Raw genomic sequence first — 23,631 nt, 5'->3', positions numbered from 1 at the left:
CCGGCCGTTCCGGCTGTGGTCAGATCACCGAATCGGTCCAGCGGACGATGTCCTTGGCGGCATCGCCGAACGCCCTGTCGAGCGCGTCGACATAGGCCTGGTTGCCGCTGCCGGAGACGGGCGCGGTCGAGTTGAAGCTCTTGGAGGCGCGCACCTCGCCATTGCGGTCGTTCAGTATCCGCACGAACAGCTCGACCTCGGCGTGTTGGCCGCCGTCGACGCGGACTTCGAAGGAACGGACCTCGACGATCACCTGATAGTCGATCGCCAGGCCCTCGCCCGGCTTGCCGACGCCGGCGAAACTGCCCGAGCGCTGGAATGTCTCGGCCAGCCGCGCCTGCACGATCAGCGGCAGCCGGTCGGCCCATTGCGCTCCCTTGAGGTACTGGATCGAGCGCACCGACGGCTTGATGACGATGTTCTGGCTGTCCAGCGCCTTGAGCGCGGAAGGCTGGGCGATGAGGATTTGTTGGCGGCCGCGGCCGCGCGCATCGAGCGACGGCGCCGACAGTTCGAATGTGTCCAGGGGCGCCGGCCCGCCGCCCGGCAAAAACGCGCAGCCGGCCAGCGAAAGCGCAAGCAATGCCACACCCGCAGTGGGCCCGCCCGCTTTGACCCCGCCCAATCTAAGCACGCCCAATTTAAGCACGACCGACTTCACACGCGATCCCCGTCGTCCCCGAATCGAATGAGCAAATCGCACCCGCAGCGTACTTGCCTGCCGTTCTTGGGGCCGGCGAAAGCCGAAGTCAACGCCGCACCCTGCCATCGAATTGCCGAACCTCACCTTCGCCGCCTGACAGGATTCGCTGCGGATTGCGGCTGAGATCCGTTACCGCCTCTTCGATGCGGTTGATCGAGCGACGGCTGTCTTGGACCAGCGCTTCGACGTCCTGCAGGCCCTGGCCGGAGAATCGCGCCAGATTGTCGGTGATGGTGCCGAGGCGGGCGTTCAGCGTGTCGGCGACCTGCTTGAACGATTTCAGGGTATTCCTTGCATCGGCTATCATGCCGTCGGCCTGGCCTGAGCCGAGCAATGTATCGACCTTGACGAGGATGCCGTCGACACGCACCGAAGCGTCGTTGAGGCGCTCCGCGAGCTGCTGCGCGTCCTTGATCGTCTGGTCGATATCGTCGGCCCGGTTGGCGAATTTGTTGGTCACCTTGGCGATGTCGGCGGCAGCCTCGTTGGCGTTTTCGCTGGCCTTCTGGATGTTGGCCAGCGCGGTGCGGACCTGTGCCGGATCGATGCCGTCGAGAACGCCGTCGACCTTGGCCAGCGTGCCTTGCGTCCTTTGGGCGAAATCGTTGATCGACCCCACTGCGGTGTCGACATTCCTGACGACCGTGTCGAACTGCTTGCTGGTTTCCTTCAGGTTCTCGGTCACCGTATCGACGTTGGCGACAATACTCTTGATCTGATCCTTGTCGACGGCGTTGAGCAGCCCTTCCGCCGCCTTCAGCGTGCCGTCAAGCTTGCCCGAGACGCCCCTCAGTTCCTCCGACAGCGAACTGACGTTGGCGAGGAATTTGTCGATGCCGTCGGAGTTCTTGGCCAGCGCGTCGGAGAAGGTCTGCACATTGTTGACGGTCTGCGTCAGCGGCCCGCGAACGTCGCTGGTGAAGCCTTCGAGCTGGGAGAGAACCGTATCGGCGCGGGTGAAGATGTTCTGCGCCGTCTGCAACAGGTTGGTGACCGCCGACGGGTTGGCGACGATCTCGGCGACGCGGCCCTCCTGCTCCGCCTGGTCGAGAAGGTTGACCTCCTTGGGGTCAGCGCCCCTGAGCTCGATACTCGCTTGGCCGGCGAGGCTGACGATCCCGATATCGGCCTGCGTCGATTTGGTGATCGGCGTCGTGCGGCCCACTTCGGCTTCGGCTATGGCGTCGTTCGGATTGGCGGGGTCGATATAGACGCGCCTGACATCCCCAACCCTGACGCCGTTGAACAGCACGAAACTGCCGCGGCCGAGGCCGGAAGCCGATCCCGGAATGCGCACCCGCAGCATCGCCGTCTCACCCCTGTCGCCGATCGCGGCCGTCCAATAGACGAACGCGAATGCCGCCAGGATCGCGGCTAGCGTGAAAATGCCGACAATGACGTAGTTGGCTCTGGTTTCCATTTATCCACTTATGGCTACGCGCGGGCCGCAAGATCAAGTTGCCGCGCACGTTTTCCGCGAAAATAGGATTTCACCCAGGGTTCCTCGCTCTTGAGCATGTCGTCGATCGTGCCTTCGACCAGCACTTTCTTGTTGCCGAGCACGGCCACCCGATCACAAGCGGTGAACAGCGTGTCGAGATCGTGCGTGACCATGTATACGGTCAGATCCATGGTATCGCGCAGCTTGACGACCAGTTCGTCGAACTCAGCCGCGCTGATCGGATCGAGGCCGGATGTCGGCTCGTCCAGGAACACGATGTCGGGGTCGAGCGCCAGCGCGCGCGCCAGCGCCGCACGCTTGATCATGCCGCCGGAAAGCTCGGACGGGAATTTCTGCGCCGCATCCGGCGGCAACCCGACCAGTTCGACCTTGAGCATCGCCAGCTCGTCCATCAGCTTTTTCGGCAGATCGAGATATTCGCGCATCGGCACCTGCACGTTTTCGAGCACCGTGAGCGCCGAAAACAGCGCGCCGTGCTGAAAGAGGACGCCAAGGCGCATGTCGATGCGAAGGCGCTCCCTCTCGCTCGCCTTTTCGACATCGACGCCGAACAGCTTGATCGTTCCCGACTGCTTGTGCACCAGGCCGAGAATGGTGCGCAGCAGAACCGACTTGCGGGCGCCGGGGGCGCCGACGAAGCCGAGAATTTCGCCACGCCGGATATGGAGCGACAATTTGTCGAGAATGACCTTGTCGCCGAAGGAGACGGTGACGTCGTGCGCAGAAAGCACGATCTCGTCCTCGTCGGCCCTTTGCGTAGTCGTGGTCGGCTTTGTGCCAAGCAGCGCCATGTCAGAACTCGATCGCTGCGTAGAACATGGCGAAAAGCCCGTCGAGGATGATCACCACGAAGATCGACTTCACCACTGAAGCAGTCACGTGCTGCCCGAGCGATTCGGCGCTGCCGCCGACCTTCATGCCTTCGACCGAGGCGATCGTGCCGATGATCATGGCCATGAACGGCGCCTTGATCAGCCCGGCAAAGATGGTGCTGAGATCGATGGCAACGCGCAGCCGGTCGATGAAGGCGGCCGGTGCGATGTCGGAGTAGAGCCATGCCGCCAGTATGCCGCCGCCGAGTGCGGCGAAATTGGCAATGATCGTCAGGCAAGGCAGTGCGATCACCAGCGCGACCAGCCGCGGAAACACCAGAACGCCGATCGGATTGAGCCCGATGACCTTCAGCGCGTCGACCTCCTCGCGCATTTTCATCGAGCCGATTTCAGCCGTGATGGCGCTGCCCGAACGGCCGGCGATCATGATCGCAGTCATCAGCACGCCGAGCTCGCGCAGGATCAGCACGCCGACAAGGTCGACGACGAAGATATCGGCGCCGAAATAGCTGAGCTGATAGGCGCCTTGCTGGGCGACGATCGCCCCGACGATGGCCGACATCAGCACAACCACCGGGATGGCGCCGACGCCCATGCGGTCCATCTGGTTGAAGATCGCCGCCGGATTGACCGCATGGCCGCGGCCAAGCTTCATCTGCGCGCCGCGTATCGTGGCGCCCAGTATGTTCATCGCGGCCAGGAAATCGTCACGCATCTCATAGACGCGCCGGCCAACCGCCTCGAGCGCGCGAATGACGATGTTCGGCGGCCCAACGGTGCCGGAATCAGGTTCGCGTCGAACGGCGTCACCGACGGCGCCGAGCAGGATCGAGGCAACCTCGCTTTGCCCCTGCATCGTGATTTTCACACCCTGCTTTTCGAAGGCGCTGACCAGACGGTCGATCACCCACGCCCCGGCGGTATCCATTTTCTCGATATGCGAGAGGTCGAGCGCCAGCGTCTGAAAGCCGCTGCGTTGCTCGATCTTGCGCATCTCGGCATCGACGAGCGCCACGGTGCGTGTCGTCCAGGTGCCGGAGAAAGCGCAGCCGAGGACGCCGCCGTCCTCGCCGACCACAACGCGCGGCTGGTGGTCGGCCTCCTTGGCGGTCGTGCCGCTTGCGTCGCGTTTGCGGATCGTCAACATGGCGTCCTGTTTAGCCTGACGGGCCGATCTTTTTAACCTGACAGAACCCACCTGTCGATTTGCCGACAAGCTTGTTGTCGCACAGCCGGAGCAGAAAAATATGGCGCGTGTCATTTCGGTCGAGTCCGAGCGCTTTGCCATCGCCGGGACCTTCACCATCTCGCGCGGTTCGAAAACCGAAGCCGAGGTCGTCACAGTGACGATCAGCGAGGACGGCCAGAGCGGGCGCGGCGAATGCGTCCCCTACAAACGCTATGGCGAAACCATCGAGGCTGTGCGCGATGCGATCGAGGCGATGCGGGAGCAGGTTCACGACGGCATCAGCCGGGCCGCGCTGCTCGACGCCATGCCGGCGGGCGCGGCGCGCAACGCCGTCGACTGCGCGCTATGGGACCTGGAGGCGAAGATCGCAGGCAAGCCGGTGGCTTCCAGCATCTGCACGGCGCCGCCGAGGGCGCTCGAAACGGCTTACACGCTGTCGCTCGGCGAGCCCGAAGCCATGGCAGCCCAGGCCCGCGCCAATGCCCTGCGCCCGCTTCTCAAGGTCAAGATCGGCGGCGACAACGACATGGCCCGCATCCGCGCGGTCAGGGAGGCGGCACCGGCGAGTCGCATCATCCTGGACGCCAATGAGGGCTGGAGCGACGACAACATCGTTGCAAACCTGGCCTTTGCCGCCGAGCACGGCATCGCGCTGATCGAACAGCCGCTGCCGGCGGGCCGTGATGGCATCCTTCGCAACATCGCCCATCCGGTGCCGATCTGCGCCGATGAAAGCCTGCATGAGGCTAAAGACCTTGCCTGGCTTGTCGGCCTTTACGATGCGGTCAACATCAAGCTCGACAAGTCGGGCGGCTTGACCGCTGCCCTCGTCCTTCGCGATCGCGCCCGCGAACTGGGTTTTGGCGTCATGGTCGGCTGCATGGTCGGCACGTCATTGGCCATGGCGCCGGCGGTGCTGTTGGCCCAGGATGCCGATTTCGTCGATCTCGACGGTCCACTGCTGCTGGCCCGCGACCGTGCGCCTGGCCTTGTCTACCAAGGTTCGCTGGTGTCACCGCCCGATCCGGTGCTGTGGGGCTGAACGCGCCGCAAGCCCGATCAGCACAAGGCCGACCAGGGCGATCGGGATCATGGCAAAAAAGCCGTCGACGCCGAAGCGGTCGTAAAGCGGGCCGCACAGGAGTGTCACCACAGCGGTGAAAAAGCCGTTGGAGAAATAGGCGATGCCTTGCGCGGCCCCGGTGCGTTCCTCCGCGACCGTCTCACCGATCATTTTCTGCAGGCCGATCAGCACCAGCGCCACCGAGACCGCGTGCAGCGTCTGGACTGCGAAAAACCCACCTACGCCAAGGCCAAGCGGCCAGATCAAGGGAAAGGCTATCCAGCGCACGATCGCGCCTATTCCCGCCATCACCATGATCGATACGACCGAGAAGGAACCGAAAACCCGAGTAAAGATCATGAACATGCCGATCTCGGCCAGGACACCCCAACCCCAAAGCAGCCCGACCACAGAGTCGCCGATGCCGATCGATTTCCAGTAGATCGAGACGAAGCCGTAGAAAAACGCGTGGCTGGCGGTGATGACGCCGACGCCGACGGAGAAATACAGGAAATAGCCGTTGAGGAGTTTTGGCGCCGACTGCTGGATGTCGGCAGCCGAAAGCGGCGAGGCACGGCGGGGACGGCCGAGCCGCGGCGCGATCAGTGCGACGACAAGTGCGGCGCCAAACGCCACGAAGATGATCACCGGAACTGCCTGGGCGCCGGTCGCCGACAGGATAAAACCGCCGGCAAGATTTGCGCACAGATAGGAGATCGATCCCCATTTGCGCATGTTGGCATAATTCGAGCCGAAGCGGCGCACCCCCGACAGCGCCAGCGAATCGGCGATCGGCGAATGCGGCGTCCAGGCGACGGTGAGCGCCAGCGAAACGGCCAGCACCATGGCATAGGTCGGCGTCAGGAAATAACCGGCGGACAGCGCCAGCGATGCGGCCGTCAGCGCGACATAGACATGGGCGCGGTCGCTCGCCCTGTCGGCCAGTGCCGTAAGCCATGGCGTCGTCACCACGCGCAGGAACATCGGTGCCGCGAGAATGATCGCTATCTGCTCGGCATCAAAACCGTTTGCCTGCAGCCACAGCGGAAAGTACGGCAAATGTATCCCGAGCGGCACGAAAAGCGTGAAGAAGATCAGGCCCATGCGCAGCTCGAACTGACGCGGCTTGACGAGTTGTTCGAGTAAAAGCGGCGGCAGGGAGGACATCAGCAGGCAATCCGTCGGCGCAGCATTCGACCGGCCGGCCAGCCAACGCACGCCGATCCCATAACATGGCAAAAAAAGCGATGAAACCGCTGCGCTAAAGCGCGTCGCGTTTGACCGCCTCATGCGACGCGCTTTAGGTTCTTGTTTTATGTATGTCGTTATCGCAAAACCGCTGCACACCCTCGTGTCAGGCCCGAGGGCATGCTTTTGCGCGACATGCATGAACGCATCATCGCGTCAGGCAGCCTGGACTGCCCTGCCCTTGATGGCGACGATGTCGATCGGCACCAGCACTTCGCCGCCGACCGGAGCCTCCGGCAGGACGTGCGCCCAGTGCAGGATCTCCATCTGGCCGTCGAAATGCTCGACCACTGCGGTGCAGCTCTCCACCCAGTCACCGGTGTTGATGTATTGCACGTCCTCATAATTTTCGATCGCGGCATGGTGGATGTGGCCGCAGATCACGCCGTCGACATGCGAGCGGCGCGCTTCCTCGGTCAGCATGGTCTGGAACGAGCCGATGAAATTCACCGCCTTCTTGACGTTGACCTTGGCCCAGGACGAAAACGACCAGTAAGGCAGGCCAAGCAGCTGGCGAAGCCGCGTCACCACGCGGTTGACCAGCATCGCCGCATCATAGGCGTAGTCGCCGAGATAGGCCAGCCAGCGCGCATTGTGGACGACGGTGTCGAACTGGTCGCCATGGATGACGAGAAAGCGTTTGCCGTTGGCAGTCTCGTGGACGACGCGGTCGGCGACGACGATGCCGCCGAAATGCACGCCCTGGAACTGGCGCGCGAATTCGTCGTGATTGCCGGCGATGTAGGTGATGCTGGCGCCCTTGCGCGCCTTGCGCAGCAAGTTCTGGACGACGTCATTGTGGCTTTGCGGCCAGTGCCAGTTCCGTCTGAGCCGCCAGCCGTCGACGATGTCGCCGACGAGACAGATGATATCGGCGTCGTGATGGCGCAGGAAATCGATCAGGAACTCGGCCTTCGCCGCCTTCGATCCGAGATGGACGTCGGAGATGAACATGCTGCGGAATGTGCGGGGCTCTGCGCCAGGCATTGGATTCTCACCGTTGCTTCCGAACAGGCTATGCCTCGATTCATGCAACAACCGTATGACGGTTGCGATTGGTCCAGCCCCAAGAGTAGGTTGCGACCCAAATCAGAGGAGAAATCGCCATGGATCTCGGTATTCGCGGAAAAAAGGCCATCGTCTGTGCTTCGAGCAAAGGCCTTGGGCGCGGTTGCGCCATGGCGCTGGCCGAAGCGGGCTGTGATCTGGTCGTCAACGGGCGCAACGCCGACCAACTGGCCAAGACCGCCGCCGAACTGCGCGAAAGATTCGGCGTTGAGGTGACCGAGATCGTCGGCGACGTGTCGAAGCCCGAGGTGCAGAAGGCGCTGCTTGCCGCCTGCCCCGATCCCGATATCCTCGTCAACAACAATGGCGGACCGCCGCTTCGCGATTTCCGCGAGCTCGACCGCGAAAAGATCCTCGAAGGCGTCACCCAGAACATGGTGACCCCGGTCGAACTGGTTCAGGCTGTCATCGACGGCATGGCCGAGCGCGGCTTCGGCCGCATCGTCAACATCACCTCGCTGTCGGTCTATGTTCCCATTCCAGGCCTCGATCTGTCGTCCGGCGCGCGCGCCGGACTGACTTCGTTCCTGGCCGGCGTCGCGCGGACGGTGATCGACCGCAATGTGACGATCAACAACATGCTGCCGGGCAAGCTCGACACCGACCGGCTGCGTCCCCCGCATGAAGCCGGCACCCCGGAAGATCCGGCAGCCGCCGCCGCACGCAAGACCCAGGCAGCAGTCAACGTTCCGGCCAAGCGGCTCGGCACGCCGGAGGAATTCGGCCAGATTTGCGCCTTCCTGTGCTCGGTTCACGCCGGCTACCTGACCGGGCAGAACATCCCGGTCGATGGCGGCCTCTACGTCAGCGCGTTTTAGCGCCTAACGCTTCCCGCTGGCAACTGCGAGAAAAAGGGTGTTTTTCTGATTCTAACGAAAAATTCCAAGCGCTGGCATTGGCACTTTATGGATGACGTTTGGCTGTTGCTGTCCGCCGGTTTTCTAGGCTTGATGAGGCTAGGGAAGCAAAATGAGCGATGTGGACGAACACCTCGATCTGACGGAGATCAACGCCGTCCGCAGGTTGTTGGCGTCAAAGCCACGACCGGTGGACTGGGACGAACGCCGGGCGCGGCTCGACGAGGTTGGTTCGGTGTGGCCGATTGCGGACGACATCCGATGCGAGGATGCGGTTCTCGACGGCCTTGAGGGAGAGTGGTCGCTAGCGCCTGAGAGTGACAGGGATAAGGTTCTGCTCTTCTTCCACGGTGGTGGCTACTGCTCCGGCTCTCTCCAAAGTCATCGTCGAATGGTCACCGAGGCAGGTCGAGCAATGGGAATGCGCACCCTCGCGATCGACTATCGACGCGCACCGGAACATCCTTTCCCTGCGCAACATGAAGACGCACTTACCGCATGGCGCTTTCTGAGCCGGCAAGGGATCGCGCCGGACCGCATCGTGGTTGGCGGAGACAGTGCGGGCGGCAACCTCACCCTGTGCTTGGTCAATATATTGCGCGCGGCAGGGGAGCGGTTGCCGCGATGTCTTTGGCTGGTCTCGCCCTGGACGGACCTTTCGATGTCCGGCGCGACACTATCAACTAAGGACGCGATCGACCCTATCATCCACCGGGCGTATTTGGAGGAACTGGCCACCGCCTATGTTCCCCATGGCGTTGGTCGGCGCGATCCCCTGATCTCGCCGTTGTTCGCCGATCTGGGCGGATTTCCCCCAATGCTGATACAAGTCGGTTCGGCCGAGGCGCTGTTGTCGGACGCAACTCGGCTCGCGGAAGCCGCTGGCGCGGCTGACGTCAAAGTACGTCTCGAAATTTGGCCGTATATGATTCACGCTTGGCCGGTTTGGAATGCAGGATTGAGTGCCGGTCGCCGCACTCTTCACAGCGCGGGTGTGTTTGTGCGCGAATATTTATAACCCTGGGTGAGGCATCTGCTGGCGCCACTTTCTCGTGCCCAATCGACGAGACGAATGACAGCATTCCGCAGGCTGCACCCGTTGTAGACATCACACTGGGCGGTGGCGGCCTCTACGTCAGCGCGTTTTGGTACCTAACGCTTGGTACCCGCTGGGAACGCCGGGAGGCGATCCATCTCGGCCGTTCTTGTCAGGAAGTGACGGCTCTGAACGCAGGCGTTGCAGGTGCCGTGCCAGACCATAAGGAGCCGATTTATCGTCCGAAGTCTCAAAGACATCGGCTGCGCTGGCGAGGGGGCGGGTGTGGTGTTGAGCAGCGGGGCTATGATGGCCCCTTCCCGCGCCGGCCGCCGCTACAGTGCATAGGGCCATTCGTCCGGCACGAAGCGATAGGCGTCGCCATCGCGCGCCACATGGCCGATGCCGGGGAACGGCAAATGCATGCCGGCGATCAGCATCCGGTCGGCAGCGACCCGGTCGAGGGTCCGCTTGCGCGTTTCGGCAGCCAGCTTGGAATCGACATCGAAGGCGATGCTCCAATCCGGGCGCGCGAACTGGTAGGTCGCCATGTGCACGACATCGCCCCAGATGAACAGCGCCTCACCGTCCGATTCCACGATGAAGCCGGCATGGCCCGGAGTGTGGCCGGGCAGCGGCACGGTGCGGATCGAGCCGAGCGCCTCGCGCTCGCCGTCCACTTGCCGCAGGCGATCCGCATAAGCGGCGGCAGCCTTGCGTGCCCCGATGAAGAACGGCTTCGCTTCGTCCGGCGCCTGGTTCATGTTCGCATCGTCGTGCCAGAAGGCGTAGTCGGTGGCGGTGACGACGAGTTCGGCATTGGGAAACAGCGCCTGGCCGGCGGGAGTCAGCACGCCGTTGATATGGTCGGGATGCATGTGGGTAATCAGCAATGTATCGATCTGGTCCGGAGAGACGCCGGCCGCCTCGATAGCGGCCGGGAGTCGGCCGAGTGACGGGCCCATGCTGTCCGACGTACCGGCGTCGACGAGCACCAGACGGTCGCCCAGATTGATGAGATAGGCATTGACCGGTGCGCGGCGCGGTCCGGGCTTCTGGAAGCTGGCCTCAGCCAGCCGCTCCGCATCGGCCTCAGCGAGCCCGATGACCAGCTCGGAACCAATGTCGATATAGCCATCTAGTAGCGCCGTAACCTGGACCGATCCCACGTTGCGGCGCAGCGCGCCAAGCGTTGCGGCGTCGACCAGCGGCGCTCGGGCCACCGCCGGAACGGATACATTGGCTAGGAGAGTGCCGCCGGTTAGGCCGGCACCGGCGAGAAAATGACGGCGGGAAAGCGGCATTGCATCGTCTCCAGTTTGGGGATCTAGAGCTCCAGGCGGAGCAAGGCGGGTCTATGTCATAGGCTCAGCTTTTTGAACTTGCCGATTGCTTATATGTCTTATTACTCTTGTTTATTAATCACGACGGAGAGTTGCCATCATGGACCGCTTGACCGAGCTGACCAGCTTCGTACGCGCCTGCGATACCGCCAGCTTCTCGGCGGCAGCGCGCGAGTTGGGCTTGAGCCAGCCGGCCGTCAGCCAGCAGATCCGCGCACTGGAAAAGCGTCTAGGGGTCCGGCTCTTTGACCGTACGACTCGTCATGTTTCGCCGACGGAAGCCGGCCGGCGTTATCTGGAGCGCGCCCGCGACATCATCGAGCGCCTCGAGGAGGCGGACCGCAGCGTCGGCTGCCTCGAATCGAAGATGTGCGGACGTCTTGCCGTCGGCGCGCCGGCCAGCTTCGGCGCAGGTGTGCTTGGCAGCTACTTGATCGAGTTCAAGCGCGCCTATCCGGAACTGTTGCTCGACGTGGCGCTGACCGACAGTTTCGTCGATGTGATCGCAGAGGGGCTCGACGTGGCGATCCGTATGGGGACCATCGATGACGACCGGCTGATCGTGCGCAAGCTCGGCGTGATCGGGCGCTGCCTTGCGGCGACGCCAGAGTATCTCGACCGCAGGGGCCGGCCGCGACGCCCGGAAGATATAGCCGACCATGATTATCTGCTTTACGCCCACATCAGGAAGCGCGATGTCGTGCCGCTCACCGGCCCGGGCGGCGAAAAGGCCGAGGTGCGAATCCGGCCGGCCATGCGCTCCGACAATTCGCTGCTCAATCATCAGGCGTTGCTGTCCGGCGTCGGCATCGGCCTCGGGCACAGGGTGATACTCGATCCGCTCATCGCCGAAGGCTTGCTCGAACATGTGCTGCCGGACTGGCACTATGCGCCGCACCATGTGCATGCGGTCTATCCATCGAACCGCTTCATTCCGTTGAAGGTCAGGCGGTTCGTTGCCGGCTTCGCCGATCACCTCGCCGCGATGGGTGCGTTCATCGATGACAAAAAAGCATGTACATCCAAGGAAACGGCGCCGGCCCAGTGAAGTCTGACGTTTGTACGCGCAGGGAAATGGCGGAGACGGGGGAGTCGAGATGTGGCGCGGCGGAGATAGGCGTAGCCCCGCAACCGCGCAGTGAGTAGCTGTCGGGTGGACGGCAGCCGCAAAGCCTGGAGGCGGTCGACCGTTGCGGCTACTGCTCCCGCAGGACACATGAACTGCCCTTCATGGTCATTCCTCCTGCCGATCGAGAAACCGCTTCACGGCGCCGAGGAACACACCGCGCCCTGCGGCCTCGCGGTCGAGATGCACGAAGTGGGTAGCGTCCGGGATGTTTAGGCGTTCCGCTTTTGGTGCTTCGTCCACAATTGCCATCGCATCCTCCGGTCGGCTCCAGAAATCCCGTCCGGAACGGATGACGAGCACCGGCATGGTGAGCGCCGCCGCCGACCATTGCCGGCGATCGAACGCGAGTTCGAAGCTGTCGGCCATGGCGCCGCTCGGTGACCGGAAACTCGGCGGCTGGCGCGTCGACGCCGTCTCGTCGGAGGCGAGTGCCGCATCACCATAGGCCGCGGCCACCGCGGGATCGCGCCACTGAGCCTTGTCCGCGACCGGGATGCTGTCGTCCCAGGCGGTGAACAGGCTCGGACGTGTATTCAGCCGATAACCGCCGAACGCATGGACATTGAACGTCCCGGGCCGATCCGGATTTTCGAGCAGCGAGCCGGTGCCAAGAGTGGGATGCTGGTTTGAGCCTCCATACAGGGTGTTGTAGAGGATGAGCCGATCGACCGTCTGCGGAAACCGGCTGGCATAGGCGCCGGCCCAATGCCCGCCGGTGGCCCAGCCGACGAGGCTGATCCTCGAAACGTCGCTCCATTTCGCGATGCCGTCGACCGCTGCGGAAATACCCGCCACGATTGTCGATAGCGTCTGGAAACTGCTTGAGGCTCGTTCAGACGTGAGTGACCGCCCGCGACTGGACACGCCCGGCCGCGCGACGCGCTCGATGACATCCGCGCCGGCCGCGACGAGGCAGGTGAGGATTTCAGCGCAACAATCTGACATGGTAGGGTTTTCCACGATCCATCCCCCCAAACTGGCGGTTGCGTCATTTGGCATCGTGAAAAACCAGCGCTGCATGCTAAACCTCGACGCAGCCGCCCTTTATTTCCACAAGCATCCACGCCCTGGAAAGCTTGAAATCCAGGCGACAAAGCCGCTCGGCAACCAGCGCGACCTGGCGCTCGCCTATTCGCCCGGCGTGGCGGTGCCCTGTCTCGAAATCCGAGACTAGACGGCTGCCGTAAGCTCCTTGCATTGGCCCTCATTGCGTCTTACGTTTGGCGCATCGATCAAGTGAGGGTATGATAATGCCCGAGACTGCAACCCTGTCCTCGAAGTTCCAGATATCGATCCCCAAGGCGATCCGGACCGCCCAGCATTGGGAAGCGGGTTTGACCTTGGCCTTCATCCCGAAGGGAACGGGCGTGCTACTCGTCCCTGTGCCGAAGCGGGAAGCGCTGAAGGGGCTGGCGAAGGGCGCTTCGGCGACGGAATTTCGCGACCGGTCGGACCGTTTCTGATGGTGCTCGTCGATACCTCGGCTTGGATCGAATGGCTGATAGGCTCTCCGACTGGAGAGCAGGTGGCAGAGCATCTGCCCGAGCGAGCCGACTGGCTCGTTCCGACCATTGTGCAGTTGGAACTCGCAAAATGGCTCACTCGCGAAGTAGGCGAAGACAAAGCCGATCAGACCATCGCCTTTACGCAGGTCTGTACGGTGGTCCCGCTTGACACGGAAATCGCCCTAGCGGCCGCCGAAGCCTGCCGGAAGCACAAATTGGCGACCGCAGATGCGATCATTTTCGCGACCGCTCGGGCGCATGACGCGACGCTCCTGACTTGCGACAAGCATTTCGAGAGCCTGCCAGTCGTCACCCTCATCGAAATGATCTAACGCTGACATTGTTGGGCCGCGGGGTGATGTCGGCTCCGGCAGTTCACGACCGAGGGCGTGTGAAAACTCGGCACGTCGGTCAAGACGTAGAATTTTCTCCTCCGCCCAAGCGAACAGAAGCGCGCTCGTATTCGATGCGGCTCGCGCGTGAAGGTCGTTTTCCACCCGTTGCAGACATTCAAACTGGGATGTCGGCGTAGCTCGCCGCACCGCGCCGCCCCGCGTCCAGCATTTCGATGGGACCACGCAGCGGGACGCTATGCGAAGCCAAAGGCCGCACTTTGCGACATATCACCTCTCGAAAAGCCTCGGCTGCATGCTAAGAGACTCAAAACAGCAAACGGACTGGACTGAGGAGCGGCCGGCATGCAAGGCGAAAACAAAAAAGCAGCCCGGTCGGACCTCGACGAAGCCGCACTCTATTTCCACAAGCATCCACGCCCTGGAAAGCTGGAAATCCAGGCGACAAAGCCGCTCGGCAACCAGCGCGATCTGGCGCTTGCCTATTCGCCGGGCGTCGCGGCGCCCTGTCTGGAAATCCGCGACAATCCGGCAGCCGCCGCCGACTACACGGCGCGGGCCAATCTGGTTGGCGTCGTCTCCAATGGTACGGCGGTGCTCGGCCTTGGCAATATCGGCCCGCTGGCCTCCAAGCCGGTGATGGAAGGCAAGGCGGTGCTGTTCAAGAAATTCGCCGGCATCGACGTCTTCGACATCGAGATCGACGCGCCTGACATCGAGCGGATGGTCGAGACGATCTCGGCGCTGGAGCCGACCTTCGGCGGCATCAACCTCGAGGACATCAAGGCGCCCGAATGCTTTGAGGTCGAGGAACGGCTGAAGGCGCGCATGGCCATACCGGTCTTCCACGACGACCAGCACGGCACCGCGATCATCGTCGCCGCCGCCGTGCTCAACGGGCTGGAATTTGCCGGCAAGACGATCTCCGACATCAAGATCGTCACCTCCGGCGCCGGGGCAGCGGCCCTCGCCTGCCTCAACTTGCTGGTTTTGCTCGGCGCGCGCATCGAAAACATCTGGGTCACCGACCGTTTCGGCGTCGCCTACAAGGGCCGCGTCGACGAAATGGACCGCTGGAAGGACCCCTATGTGAAGGACACCGAGGCGCGCACGCTGGCCGATGTGCTGCCGGGCGCCGACGTGTTCCTGGGCCTTTCGGCCGCCGGCGTGCTGAAACCGGAATTGCTCCAGCACATGGCGCCAAAACCGCTGATCCTGGCCTTGGCCAACCCCAACCCCGAGATAATGCCGGAAGCGGCGCGGGCGGCGCGACCAGACGCCATGATCTGCACCGGCCGTTCCGATTTTCCCAACCAGGTCAACAACGTGCTTTGTTTTCCTTACATTTTCCGCGGCGCCCTGGACTGCGGCGCCAGCGCCATCAACGAAGAGATGAAGATGGCTGCGGTGCGGGCGATCGCAGCCCTTGCCCGCGAGGAACCGTCTGACGTCGCCGCCCGCGCCTATTCCGGCGAAACGCCGATCTTCGGGCCCGATTTCCTGATCCCCTCGCCGTTCGATCCCAGGCTGATCCTGCGCATCGCGCCGGCGGTGGCCAGGGCAGCCTGCGACACCGGCGTCGCGACACGGCCGATCACCGATTTTGCCGCCTATATCGACACGCTCAACCGCTTCGTCTTCCGCTCCGGCCTGGTCATGAAGCCGGTGTTCACGATGGCCAAGACGTCGAGCGCCAAGCGCGTCATCTATGCCGACGGCGAGGACGAGCGCGTGCTGCGCGCCGCCCAGGTAGTGCTGGAGGAAGGCATCGCCGAGCCGATCCTGATCGGCCGTCCGCATGTCATCGAAGTCAGGCTGAAACGCTACGGGCTGCGCATCAAGCCGGGCGTCGATTTCGGCCTGATCAATCCCGAGGACGATCCGCGTTATCGCCACTATGTCGACCTTTTGATCGAGCTCGCCGGCCGGCGTGGCGTGACGACGGAGGCCGCGCGCACCATGGTGCGCACCGACAACACGGTGATCGCCGCACTTGCCCTCAAGCGTGGCGACGCCGACGCCATGGTCTGCGGCCTGGAAGGACGGTTCGAGCGGCATTTGCGCAATGTCACCCTGATCATCGGCCCGCGCGCCGGCATCAAGGATCACGACCTGTCGACGCTTTCGATGCTGATCTCGCAGCGCGGCATCATTTTCCTCACCGACACCCATGTCACCGTCGATCCGACCGCCGAGGAGATCGCCGAGATGACGGTGCTGGCGGCCGAGGAAATCCAGCGCTTCGGCATCGAGCCCAAGGCCGCCCTGCTGTCGCATTCGGATTTCGGCTCGCGCGATTCGCCAAGCGCGCTCAAGATGCGGCAGGCAGCGGCGATCCTGGCGCGCATCGCGCCGGACCTGCAATGCGACGGCGAGATGCATGCCGACTCGGCTCTGTCGGAGCCGCTGCGCCAGCGCGTCTATCCGCATTCGCGGCTGAAGGGCGAAGCCAATCTGCTGGTCTTCCCCAATCTCGATTCGGCCAACATCACGCTCACTGCGCTGCGCGCGATGATGGACGCGCTGCATGTCGGCCCGATCCTGCTCGGCACCGACAGGCCGGCGCATATATTGACGCCGTCGGTGACGTCACGCGGCGTCGTCAACATGACGGCGCTCGCGGTGGTCGAAGCGGCCCACAAGGCGCAGGCGGTCGTAAGTCTGGGCGAAACCGGCCTTTCGCGGTAAGCTAAATGAACAGTTAACCGCAGACGCGGTAACCTTCGCAACCGACGAGGCAAGCGGAGTTCCGGATGGGCGCGAGGTGGAAGCTGACGCATGCCGCCGCATCAACTGTCAAAGGCGGCGCCGCCCCTCATCGCCCTGCCCGTCCTCCGCAGCAGCTGCGCTGCAGCTGCGGAGGGTGGACCGGGTACTTCTCCCCGTATAGTAACGGGGAGAAGGGGGCTGGCCGCAGTCTCGGCTTCCTTACTGCGACGCTGGTGATTAGCGAAACCGGTGACAAAAGCGCCCCTCTCCCCGTCCCTATAGGGGGAGAGGATGCCGGCAGGCAGGTGAGGGGCAGCACCAACGCCCGGGGCGAGAAACCGCTAAAACTGACGCGTGCCGCAGCGCTGCTCGGTGCCCTGGCGCTATCAGCCTTTGCCGCCACCGAACTGCAGGCCGCCTCCGGTGTTTGCCGGCAGCTGGAAGCCGATCTCGCGGCCGCTTCGCGCGGTGGCGGCACCAAGCCAGCCCTGCTCAGGAAATATGACGATGCAATCGTGCGGCAGCGCCAGCAGATTTCAAAGGCCGTCAGCCAATCCAGCCGCGCCGGCTGCGGCTTTTCGCTGTCGCGCCGCAACGCCAACGCATGCGCCACACTCGACGCCACCATCGATCGCATGGCAGCCAATCTCGACGGCTTGCAAGCCACGCGCGCTGAACTCGCCGGCGACGGCTCGCACCGCAATCGCGCACGCATATTGGCTTCGCTCGACGCCAATGGCTGCCGCGATGATGCGGCGCCGCCAAAGCCGGCACCGGGCCGCGACGCCAGCCGTGGAACCGGCGAGAAAAACTTGCTCGACCAGCTTTTGGGCAGCGACGCAATTGGACCCGGCGCGTCCGACCGGCCTGAAGAGCCCGATCAAGCCATGGGTCCGCGCGACATCCGCACTATGCTCGATAATGGCGACGACATGGGCCAGCCGCACGGCGAATTCCGCACCATGTGCGTGCGCACCTGCGACGGCTATTTCTTCCCGATGTCGAACGCCGCCTCGCTGGGCGATTTCGAGCGCGACCAGAAGAACTGCGATTCGAGTTGCCCCGGCACCGAGATGCAGGTGTTTTATGCGCGCGGCTTTGGCGACGACTCGGGCGGCATGACGTCTTCGGTAACCGGCAGGCCCTACAGCGAGCTGCCGACCGCCTATCTCTACAAGCAGCCCGCGCGTCCGCCGGCCTGCGGCTGCAACGCCGCGCGAAATTTCGAGATCATTGCCGGCAACCCGCCAGGCCCGGAACAGCCTGACCCCGCCGACCCCGCGAGTTTGGCCAATGGCGAAGGCCGGCTCGAAGCCATCGAGCCCCGTGCCGCAAAACCCTCGCCGACGACCTTGCCGCCGCCGGAACAGCGCAAGGTCAGGGTCGTCGGGCCAACGTTCCTTCCCGACCCAGCAGCGGCAACAGATCTGCAAGCTCGGGTCCCGAGGGCTGGCCCGTAAGCGCCAGCCTGAGCGGCGTGAACAGCGCTTTGCCCTTGCGGCCGGTTGCTTCCCTGATCCTGCCGGTCCACTCGTTCCAGACCGACCCGTTCCAGGGGTCTTCCGGCAAAAGGTCGAACGCCTGGCGAAGGAACTCGCGGTCGGGGTCGGAAAAGTCCGGCTGCTCCTGCGGGCCGTCGCGAAGTGTGCGCCACCAGATTGCGGCGTCGGCCAACCTGTCGAGATTGCCGCGCACCGCCAGCCAGAACGGCTCCGCCTGTTCGCCGGAAATGCCGAGCACGATCAGCCGGTCGCGCGCCTCGGAAAACGGCATATGGTGCAGCAGCGTGCGATTGAGCACGAAAAGCTCGTCCGGATCGAATTTGGCCGGGGATTTCGATGTCGCCGCCGGATCGAATCGCTCGGCAAGCTCAGCCATCGTCTGCACGGCGGCGACGTTTTCCGAGGTGCCGACGAGCACCGCCAGCGAGGCGACCGCCATCGGCTCGATGCCGGTCTCGCGCAGGCTTTCGATGGACAGCCCGCCGCTCCGCTTCGACAGGCCCTCGCCCGATGCGGTGGTCAACAGATTGTGGTGGCCGAACACCGGCGGCTCGGCACCCAGCGCCTGGAACAAGGCCAACTGCACGCCGGTATTGGTGACGTGGTCGTCGCCGCGGATGACATGGCTGATCCCCATCTCGATGTCGTCGACCACCGAAGGCAGAGTATAGAGATAGGTGCCGTCCTCGCGCATGAGAACCGGGTCGGAAAGCGAGGCTAGGTCGACGGTTTCCTCGCCGCGCACCAGATCGTTCCAGTGGATTTCGGTGCGCTCCGGCTGCAGCGGATCGCTGGTGAAATTGGGCAGCAGAAAGCGCCAATGCGGCCGGCGGCCATCGGCTTGGTATTCGGCGACCTGCTCGGCCGTCAGCGTCAGCGCCTCGCGGCTGTAGACCGGCGGCAGGCCGCGTGTGCGGCGCACCTTGCGCCTGAGATCAAGCTCTTCCGGTGTTTCGTAGCAGGCATAGAGAAGGCGCGCCGCCTTTAATTTCTCCACCGCCGCATCGTAGATCTCGAAGCGCCGTGACTGGTATTCCGTGGCGTCGGGAAAGATGCCAAGCCAATGCAGGTCGTAGAGGATGGCGTCGGAGAATTCCTGCGTCGAGCGTGCGACGTCGGTGTCGTCGAAGCGCTGGATGAAGCGGCCCTTGTTGTTCATGGCGAACAGCCAGTTGAACAGCGCAGTGCGCGCATTGCCGATATGAATGCGGCCGGTGGGTGATGGGGCGAAACGGACGGTAACTGTCATGAATGGGGCGTACCGGATGGTTTTGCTGTTGACAAGACACGCCCCCGCGCTTGGCCGCAGACATAAGACATGACGAAGGCGATGAAAAGGCGGCAGCGCCGCGCGTTTAGCGCATCGGCCCGAAAATCGGAACCGATCTTCGGAAAGCACGATGCGCAGATTCAAAGTTGTTAGAGCGTACTTTGTGCGTCCAAGTGGACGCACGTCGCTCTAACGCATCGGCCCGAAAATCGGAACCGATTTGCGGAAAGCACGATGCGCAGATTCAAAGTTGTTGGACGCGCGCGGCGCTGCAAGTCGTCAGATCGCCAGCCCCTTGGTCAATTCGAGCGCCTGGCGCTCGAACAGCCGGCGGTAGATGCCGCCTTGCAGCCGGATCAGCTGATCATGCGAGCCCTCCTCGACGATGCGGCCGCGATCGAACACCAGAAGCCTGTCAAGCGCTCGCACCGTCGAAAGCCGGTGCGCGATGACCAGCGTCGTGCGGCCGACCATCAACCGCTCCATCGCCTGCTGGATCAGCACCTCCGATTCCGAATCGAGGCTCGACGTCGCCTCGTCCAGAATGAGGATCCGCGCATCGGCGAGGAAAGCCCTCGCGATCGCCACCCGCTGGCGCTCGCCGCCCGATAGTTTCACGCCGCGCTCGCCGACCAGCGTGCCATAGCCTTTCGGCAGATCGATGATGAAGTCGTGCGCGCTTGCCAGCCGTGCGGCACGCTCAATCTCGGCCTGCGTCGCGCTCGGCCGGGCATAGGCGATGTTTTCGGCCAGCGACCGGTGGAACAGGATCGGCTCCTGCTGGACGATAGCGATCTGCCCGCGCAGCGACGCCTGCGCCACCCCGGAAATATCCTGGCCGTCGATCAGGATCGTTCCCGCGTTCACGTCGTAAAGCCGCTGGATCAGCTTGACGAAGGTCGTCTTGCCCGAACCCGAATGGCCGACCAGCCCGACGCGCTCGCCCGGCGCGATGTCCACCGAAAAGTCGCGATACAGCGGCAGTCGGTGGCTGCCATAATGGAAGGTGACGTTGTCGAAGCTGATGCGGCCGTCGGTGATGCGGATCGGCCTGGCGCCGGGCACATCCTCGATGCCGAGCGGCTCGAACTGGAAGTCGACCAGTTCCTCCATGTCGTTGATCGAGCGCTGCAAATTGCGGATGTGCGTGCCGATATCGCGCAGATAGCCTTGCAGCACGAAGAACGAGGTCAGCACGAAGGTGACATCGCCGGCGCTCGCCTGCCCCCACGCCCACAAAAGCAGCGAAAATCCGATCACCGCTGTTCGCAGAAGCAGCAGCATCGATCCTTGCGTGGTGCCGTTGATGGTGCCGCGCACCCAGGTGCGGCGCGTGCGGGCGCGCCATCTGGCGACGACCTTGGCGAGGCGTGTTTCCTCGCGTTCCTCGGCGCCAAAGCCCTTGACCACGGCGTTGCAGCTCACCGCATCGGCCAGAGAGCCGCCAAGGCGCGTGTCCCAAGCATTGGCAAGCCTTGCCGCGGGCGCGACATAGCCAAGCGACAGCAGCGCCGTCACCGCGATGAACAGCACCGAGCCTGCGGCGACGACAGCACCCATCAGCGGCCAGAACCAGCCGAGCAGCAGCGTCGAGCCGACGAGCATGACGACGGACGGCAGCAGCGCGATCAGGATCGTGTCGTTGAGCAGGTCGAGCGCCCACATGCCACGGGTTATCTTGCGCACGGTCGATCCGGCGAAGCTGTTGGCGTGCCAGTCGGTGGAGAAACGCTGGACCCGGTGGAAGGCGTCGGCGGCGATATCCGCCACCATCTTCAGGGTCAATTCGACGATGGCCATGAAGGCGAGGTTGCGCAGCACGACACCGGTGAGCGCCAGCGCCACCAGCATCGAAAAGGCCGCCATCGCCGCGTCCCAGGCGACATCGTCGGCCGCAGCACTGCTGGCGACGGCGTCGACCAGCCGGCCGGAATAGAGCGGCGTCAGCACGTCGGCCAAGGTCGACAGCAGGAAAATGTGCCCATGATGAGCGAAAGCCGCCACGGCTGGCGCCGCCAATGACTGAGCGTGAAGCCAAGGACGCTGCGAAAGGCGCCGGCGCGCAAATCGATCTGAAAACGAGCCATGATGTCATTCGGGCGCAAACGAGCCCGGTCCCGGTAAGGTCGAAGTTGAGAAAACCGCGTTGGGCGAATTAGTGCCCAGGAATGCGGGAGGTTCGGCATATTGGCGGCTCGCCCGAATACGGGCGGCGACCGGCATCGACGAATGCCTGCTGTCAGATTGCCCGGCCGTGAAGCTGAAAAACCTTCCGGCGCGCCCTCTGAGACCTAGGCTTCGCGGCCTCGCATAACGATGTCAAATCCTGGCATTCGGTCCTCCCATTAGAGCGACGTGCGTCCATTCGGACGCACGAAGTACGCTCTAACTTCTTGAATCTGCGCATCGTGCTTTCTGAAAATCGATTCCGATTTTCAGGCCGATGCGTAGGGATCGCGGAGACGCCGTTATAGAGACGCGTCTACGCCGCGCCAAGCCAGCAGGTTGCCGAAAGCGCATCTGGTCCAACTGGTGAGGCGATTTTGCAACAATCGCGGGTTGTGCACTTCCTCGCGGCAGCCATTTTCACAGGAGCAAAAAACGGCGATCTATCCGCCGTCCCTGAACCGGTTGGTGATGGGATAACGGCGGTCGCGGCCGAAATTCTTTTTGGTGATCTTCACGCCCGGCGCTGCCTGCCGGCGCTTGTATTCGGCAATGTAGAGCAGGTGCTCGATGCGCGTCACCGTTGCCCGGTCGTGGCCGCGGGTGACGATTTCGTCGACACCCATCTCGTTCTCGACCAGACACTCCAATATGTCGTCCAGCACCGGATAGGGCGGCAGCGAATCCTGATCCGTCTGGTTCTCGCGCAGTTCCGCCGACGGCGCCTTGTCGATGATGTTGTTCGGGATCACCTCGCCGGATGGGCCCAGCGCACCCGGCGGCACATGCGTATTGCGCCAGCGCGCAAGCGCATAGACCTGCATCTTGTAGAGGTCTTTTATCGGGTTGAAGCCGCCATTCATGTCGCCGTAGAGCGTGGCGTAGCCGACCGACATCTCGCTCTTGTTGCCGGTGGTCACCACCATCGAGCCGAACTTGTTGGAGATCGCCATCAAAATGGTGCCGCGCGCGCGGCTCTGCAGGTTTTCTTCGGTGATGCCTTCCTTGGTTCCCTCGAAAAGCTGCGTCAGCGTATGCAGGAATCCCTCGACCGGCTCGAAGATCGGCACGATGTCGTAACGGCAGCCGAGCGCGCGGGCGCAATCCTCGGCGTCTTTGAGCGAGTCCTTCGAGGTGTAGCGGTAAGGCATCATCACGGCGCGCAGCCGCTCCTCGCCGAGCGCATCGACGGCAAGTGCGGCGCAGATCGCCGAATCGATGCCGCCGGAAAGACCGAGCACGACATTCCTGAAACCGTTCTTGTTGACGTAGTCGCGCAGGCCCAGCATGCAGGCGCGGTAATCGGCCTCCTCCTTTTCCGGGATTTTCGACATCGGTCCTTCGGAGCAGACCCAGCCATCAGGACCATTTCCAAGTTGCGCGCCTGCGGCGGCGTTATTTCTATTTTGCGCGCCTGCGGCGGCGCGGTTGCGCTTCCAGGTGGTGACGTTGACCGTTTCCTCGAACTGGCTCATCTGGAAGGCCAGCGTCTTGTCGGCGCCGATGGCAAACGACGCGCCGTCGAAGATCAGTTCGTCCTGGCCGCCAAGCTGATTGGCGTAGATGATCGGCAACCCGCATTCGATGACCTGGCGGATGACAATCTGGTGGCGAACATCGACCTTGCCGCGATAATAGGGCGAGCCGTTCGGCACCAGCAGGATTTCAGCACCGCTTTCGGCCAGCGTCTCGCAGACGCCGACATCGCCCCAAATATCTTCGCAGATCGGAATCCCCAGGCGCACGCCGCGGAAATTGACCGGCCCCTGGATTTCAGGGCCGGCCTGGAAGACGCGCTTCTCGTCGAATTCGCCGTAGTTCGGCAGATCGAGCTTGTAGCGCTCGGCAAGGATCTTGCCGCCATCGGCAAAGATGATCGAATTGTGCGTGCCGCTCTTGCGCTTCAGCGGCGTGCCGATGATGACGCCCGGCCCGCCATCGGCAGTGTCGCCAGCGAAATCCTGCGCCGCCCGCTCGCAGGCCTTCAGGAACGCCGGCTTCAGCACCAGGTCTTCGGGCGGATACCCAGCAAGGAAAAGCTCGGTGAACAGCACGATGTCGGCGCCCTGGCGAGCGGCATCCGCCCTCGCCTCGCGCGCCTTGGCGAGATTGCCGGCGACATCGCCAACCGTTGGATTGAGCTGGGCGACGGCGATGCGCAATATGTCGGAAGCGGTCTTGTCGGTCATGCCTGC

19 protein-coding genes and 1 pseudogene are annotated in these 23,631 nt (G+C 63.3%); 9 read left to right on the top strand and 11 right to left on the bottom strand.

Annotation, left to right across the window (positions count from 1 at the left end; genetic code table 11):
• Nucleotides 1-19: 19 nt before the first annotated feature.
• From AC0L2C_RS08115 to AC0L2C_RS08100, 4 genes are all read right to left on the bottom strand, one after another.
• Entirely contained in the window at nt 20-634 is a 615-nt protein-coding gene (locus AC0L2C_RS08115) for an ABC-type transport auxiliary lipoprotein family protein (RefSeq protein ID WP_473523212.1), read from the bottom strand.
• Nucleotides 635-749: 115 nt separating this feature from the next.
• A complete protein-coding gene (locus tag AC0L2C_RS08110; protein WP_473523138.1) occupies nt 750-2,123 on the bottom strand; it encodes an MlaD family protein in 1,374 nt (457 codons plus the stop codon).
• 14 nt (nt 2,124-2,137) lie between these two features.
• Nucleotides 2,138-2,956: an ABC transporter ATP-binding protein gene (locus AC0L2C_RS08105; RefSeq protein WP_473523137.1), complete on the bottom strand. Its 819-nt coding sequence runs from the start codon at nt 2,954-2,956 to the stop codon at nt 2,138-2,140.
• Nucleotide 2,957: 1 nt separating this feature from the next.
• Complete coding sequence (locus AC0L2C_RS08100) at nt 2,958-4,145, bottom strand: ABC transporter permease (protein WP_023801127.1); 1,188 nt, start codon at nt 4,143-4,145, stop codon at nt 2,958-2,960.
• Nucleotides 4,146-4,245: 100 nt separating this feature from the next.
• On the opposite strand from AC0L2C_RS08100, the gene dgcA reads away from it, so the two are divergent.
• Nucleotides 4,246-5,229 (top strand): N-acetyl-D-Glu racemase DgcA, encoded by a 984-nt coding sequence (gene dgcA, locus AC0L2C_RS08095; RefSeq protein ID WP_473523136.1) that lies wholly within the window; start codon nt 4,246-4,248, stop codon nt 5,227-5,229.
• Here dgcA and AC0L2C_RS08090 read toward each other — a convergent pair.
• The gene (locus tag AC0L2C_RS08090) at nt 5,200-6,417 is read right to left on the bottom strand and encodes an MFS transporter (RefSeq protein ID WP_287228588.1); all 1,218 of its coding nucleotides are present in this window, start codon (nt 6,415-6,417) and stop codon (nt 5,200-5,202) included. The two genes, dgcA and AC0L2C_RS08090, sit on opposite strands and share 30 nt — an antisense overlap.
• A 237-nt stretch (nt 6,418-6,654) precedes the next feature.
• Nucleotides 6,655-7,485, bottom strand: a complete 831-nt coding sequence (locus AC0L2C_RS08085) for a UDP-2,3-diacylglucosamine diphosphatase (protein ID WP_473523135.1) — start codon at nt 7,483-7,485, stop codon at nt 6,655-6,657.
• Nucleotides 7,486-7,604: 119 nt separating this feature from the next.
• Here AC0L2C_RS08085 and AC0L2C_RS08080 point away from each other — a divergent pair, with 119 nt between their 5' ends.
• Both AC0L2C_RS08080 and AC0L2C_RS08075 read left to right on the top strand, forming a co-directional pair.
• A complete protein-coding gene (locus AC0L2C_RS08080) occupies nt 7,605-8,384 on the top strand; it encodes an SDR family oxidoreductase (protein ID WP_128172353.1) in 780 nt (259 codons plus the stop codon).
• 151 nt (nt 8,385-8,535) lie between these two features.
• On the top strand, nt 8,536-9,441 hold the full coding sequence (locus tag AC0L2C_RS08075) for an alpha/beta hydrolase (protein ID WP_287238089.1): 906 nt from the start codon (nt 8,536-8,538) through the stop codon (nt 9,439-9,441).
• Nucleotides 9,442-9,794: 353 nt separating this feature from the next.
• On the opposite strand, the gene AC0L2C_RS08070 is transcribed toward AC0L2C_RS08075, so the two are convergent.
• Nucleotides 9,795-10,763 carry an MBL fold metallo-hydrolase gene (locus tag AC0L2C_RS08070; protein WP_128244837.1) on the bottom strand — a complete coding sequence of 323 codons (969 nt, stop codon included), beginning with the start codon at nt 10,761-10,763 and terminating at the stop codon, nt 9,795-9,797.
• Nucleotides 10,764-10,902: 139 nt separating this feature from the next.
• Between AC0L2C_RS08070 and AC0L2C_RS08065 the strand changes: the two genes are divergently transcribed.
• On the top strand, nt 10,903-11,850 hold the full coding sequence (locus AC0L2C_RS08065; protein WP_473523134.1) for a LysR family transcriptional regulator: 948 nt from the start codon (nt 10,903-10,905) through the stop codon (nt 11,848-11,850).
• 186 nt (nt 11,851-12,036) lie between these two features.
• On the opposite strand, the gene AC0L2C_RS08060 is transcribed toward AC0L2C_RS08065, so the two are convergent.
• Nucleotides 12,037-12,876, bottom strand: a complete 840-nt coding sequence (locus AC0L2C_RS08060; RefSeq protein WP_473523133.1) for an alpha/beta fold hydrolase — start codon at nt 12,874-12,876, stop codon at nt 12,037-12,039.
• Between the two features lie 73 nt (nt 12,877-12,949).
• Between AC0L2C_RS08060 and AC0L2C_RS08055 the strand changes: the two genes are divergently transcribed.
• The 5 genes from AC0L2C_RS08055 (at nt 12,950) to AC0L2C_RS08035 (ending at nt 17,958) form a co-directional block, all read left to right on the top strand.
• Entirely contained in the window at nt 12,950-13,105 is a 156-nt protein-coding gene (locus AC0L2C_RS08055; RefSeq protein ID WP_287238086.1) for a hypothetical protein, read from the top strand.
• Between the two features lie 70 nt (nt 13,106-13,175).
• Complete coding sequence (locus AC0L2C_RS08050) at nt 13,176-13,394, top strand: AbrB/MazE/SpoVT family DNA-binding domain-containing protein (RefSeq protein ID WP_287238085.1); 219 nt, start codon at nt 13,176-13,178, stop codon at nt 13,392-13,394.
• Complete coding sequence (locus tag AC0L2C_RS08045) at nt 13,394-13,768, top strand: type II toxin-antitoxin system VapC family toxin (protein WP_128172347.1); 375 nt, start codon at nt 13,394-13,396, stop codon at nt 13,766-13,768. Before AC0L2C_RS08050 ends, AC0L2C_RS08045 begins: the two co-directional genes overlap by 1 nt.
• A 366-nt stretch (nt 13,769-14,134) precedes the next feature.
• Nucleotides 14,135-16,477 carry an NADP-dependent malic enzyme gene (locus AC0L2C_RS08040; RefSeq protein WP_473523132.1) on the top strand — a complete coding sequence of 781 codons (2,343 nt, stop codon included), beginning with the start codon at nt 14,135-14,137 and terminating at the stop codon, nt 16,475-16,477.
• 326 nt (nt 16,478-16,803) lie between these two features.
• A complete protein-coding gene (locus AC0L2C_RS08035) occupies nt 16,804-17,958 on the top strand; it encodes a DUF2865 domain-containing protein (RefSeq protein ID WP_023801112.1) in 1,155 nt (384 codons plus the stop codon).
• Here the strand turns inward: AC0L2C_RS08035 and gltX are convergent.
• The 3 genes and pseudogenes from gltX to AC0L2C_RS08020 all read right to left on the bottom strand — a co-directional run bounded on the left by gltX (nt 17,876) and on the right by AC0L2C_RS08020 (nt 23,625).
• Nucleotides 17,876-19,249: a glutamate--tRNA ligase gene (gene gltX, locus AC0L2C_RS08030; RefSeq protein WP_473523131.1), complete on the bottom strand. Its 1,374-nt coding sequence runs from the start codon at nt 19,247-19,249 to the stop codon at nt 17,876-17,878. The genes AC0L2C_RS08035 and gltX overlap by 83 nt on opposite strands.
• A gap of 300 nt (nt 19,250-19,549) precedes the next feature.
• Nucleotides 19,550-21,357 (bottom strand): annotated as a pseudogene (locus AC0L2C_RS08025) (ABC transporter ATP-binding protein).
• A gap of 522 nt (nt 21,358-21,879) precedes the next feature.
• Nucleotides 21,880-23,625: an NAD+ synthase gene (locus tag AC0L2C_RS08020; protein ID WP_473523130.1), complete on the bottom strand. Its 1,746-nt coding sequence runs from the start codon at nt 23,623-23,625 to the stop codon at nt 21,880-21,882.
• Nucleotides 23,626-23,631 lie beyond the last annotated feature (6 nt).

It is taken from the genome of Mesorhizobium sp. WSM4845 (assembly GCF_055811455.1).
Note: the sequence above shows the minus strand (reverse complement) of the source record. Positions and strands in the feature narration are given on the sequence as shown.

What these genes read in the sequence shown, in the direction of transcription:
- AC0L2C_RS08110 (WP_473523138.1), bottom strand. Translation starts at nt 2,123, where the DNA reads ATGGAAACCAGAGCCAACTACGTCATTGTCGGCATTTTCACGCTAGCC.
- AC0L2C_RS08105 (WP_473523137.1), bottom strand. Translation starts at nt 2,956, where the DNA reads ATGGCGCTGCTTGGCACAAAGCCGACCACGACTACGCAAAGGGCCGAC.
- AC0L2C_RS08100 (WP_023801127.1), bottom strand. Translation starts at nt 4,145, where the DNA reads ATGTTGACGATCCGCAAACGCGACGCAAGCGGCACGACCGCCAAGGAG.
- dgcA (WP_473523136.1), top strand. Translation starts at nt 4,246, where the DNA reads ATGGCGCGTGTCATTTCGGTCGAGTCCGAGCGCTTTGCCATCGCCGGG.
- AC0L2C_RS08090 (WP_287228588.1), bottom strand. Translation starts at nt 6,417, where the DNA reads ATGTCCTCCCTGCCGCCGCTTTTACTCGAACAACTCGTCAAGCCGCGT.
- AC0L2C_RS08085 (WP_473523135.1), bottom strand. Translation starts at nt 7,485, where the DNA reads ATGCCTGGCGCAGAGCCCCGCACATTCCGCAGCATGTTCATCTCCGAC.
- AC0L2C_RS08080 (WP_128172353.1), top strand. Translation starts at nt 7,605, where the DNA reads ATGGATCTCGGTATTCGCGGAAAAAAGGCCATCGTCTGTGCTTCGAGC.
- AC0L2C_RS08075 (WP_287238089.1), top strand. Translation starts at nt 8,536, where the DNA reads ATGAGCGATGTGGACGAACACCTCGATCTGACGGAGATCAACGCCGTC.
- AC0L2C_RS08070 (WP_128244837.1), bottom strand. Translation starts at nt 10,763, where the DNA reads ATGCCGCTTTCCCGCCGTCATTTTCTCGCCGGTGCCGGCCTAACCGGC.
- AC0L2C_RS08065 (WP_473523134.1), top strand. Translation starts at nt 10,903, where the DNA reads ATGGACCGCTTGACCGAGCTGACCAGCTTCGTACGCGCCTGCGATACC.
- AC0L2C_RS08060 (WP_473523133.1), bottom strand. Translation starts at nt 12,876, where the DNA reads ATGTCAGATTGTTGCGCTGAAATCCTCACCTGCCTCGTCGCGGCCGGC.
- AC0L2C_RS08055 (WP_287238086.1), top strand. Translation starts at nt 12,950, where the DNA reads ATGCTAAACCTCGACGCAGCCGCCCTTTATTTCCACAAGCATCCACGC.
- AC0L2C_RS08050 (WP_287238085.1), top strand. Translation starts at nt 13,176, where the DNA reads ATGATAATGCCCGAGACTGCAACCCTGTCCTCGAAGTTCCAGATATCG.
- AC0L2C_RS08045 (WP_128172347.1), top strand. Translation starts at nt 13,394, where the DNA reads ATGGTGCTCGTCGATACCTCGGCTTGGATCGAATGGCTGATAGGCTCT.
- AC0L2C_RS08040 (WP_473523132.1), top strand. Translation starts at nt 14,135, where the DNA reads ATGCAAGGCGAAAACAAAAAAGCAGCCCGGTCGGACCTCGACGAAGCC.
- gltX (WP_473523131.1), bottom strand. Translation starts at nt 19,249, where the DNA reads ATGACAGTTACCGTCCGTTTCGCCCCATCACCCACCGGCCGCATTCAT.
- AC0L2C_RS08020 (WP_473523130.1), bottom strand. Translation starts at nt 23,625, where the DNA reads ATGACCGACAAGACCGCTTCCGACATATTGCGCATCGCCGTCGCCCAG.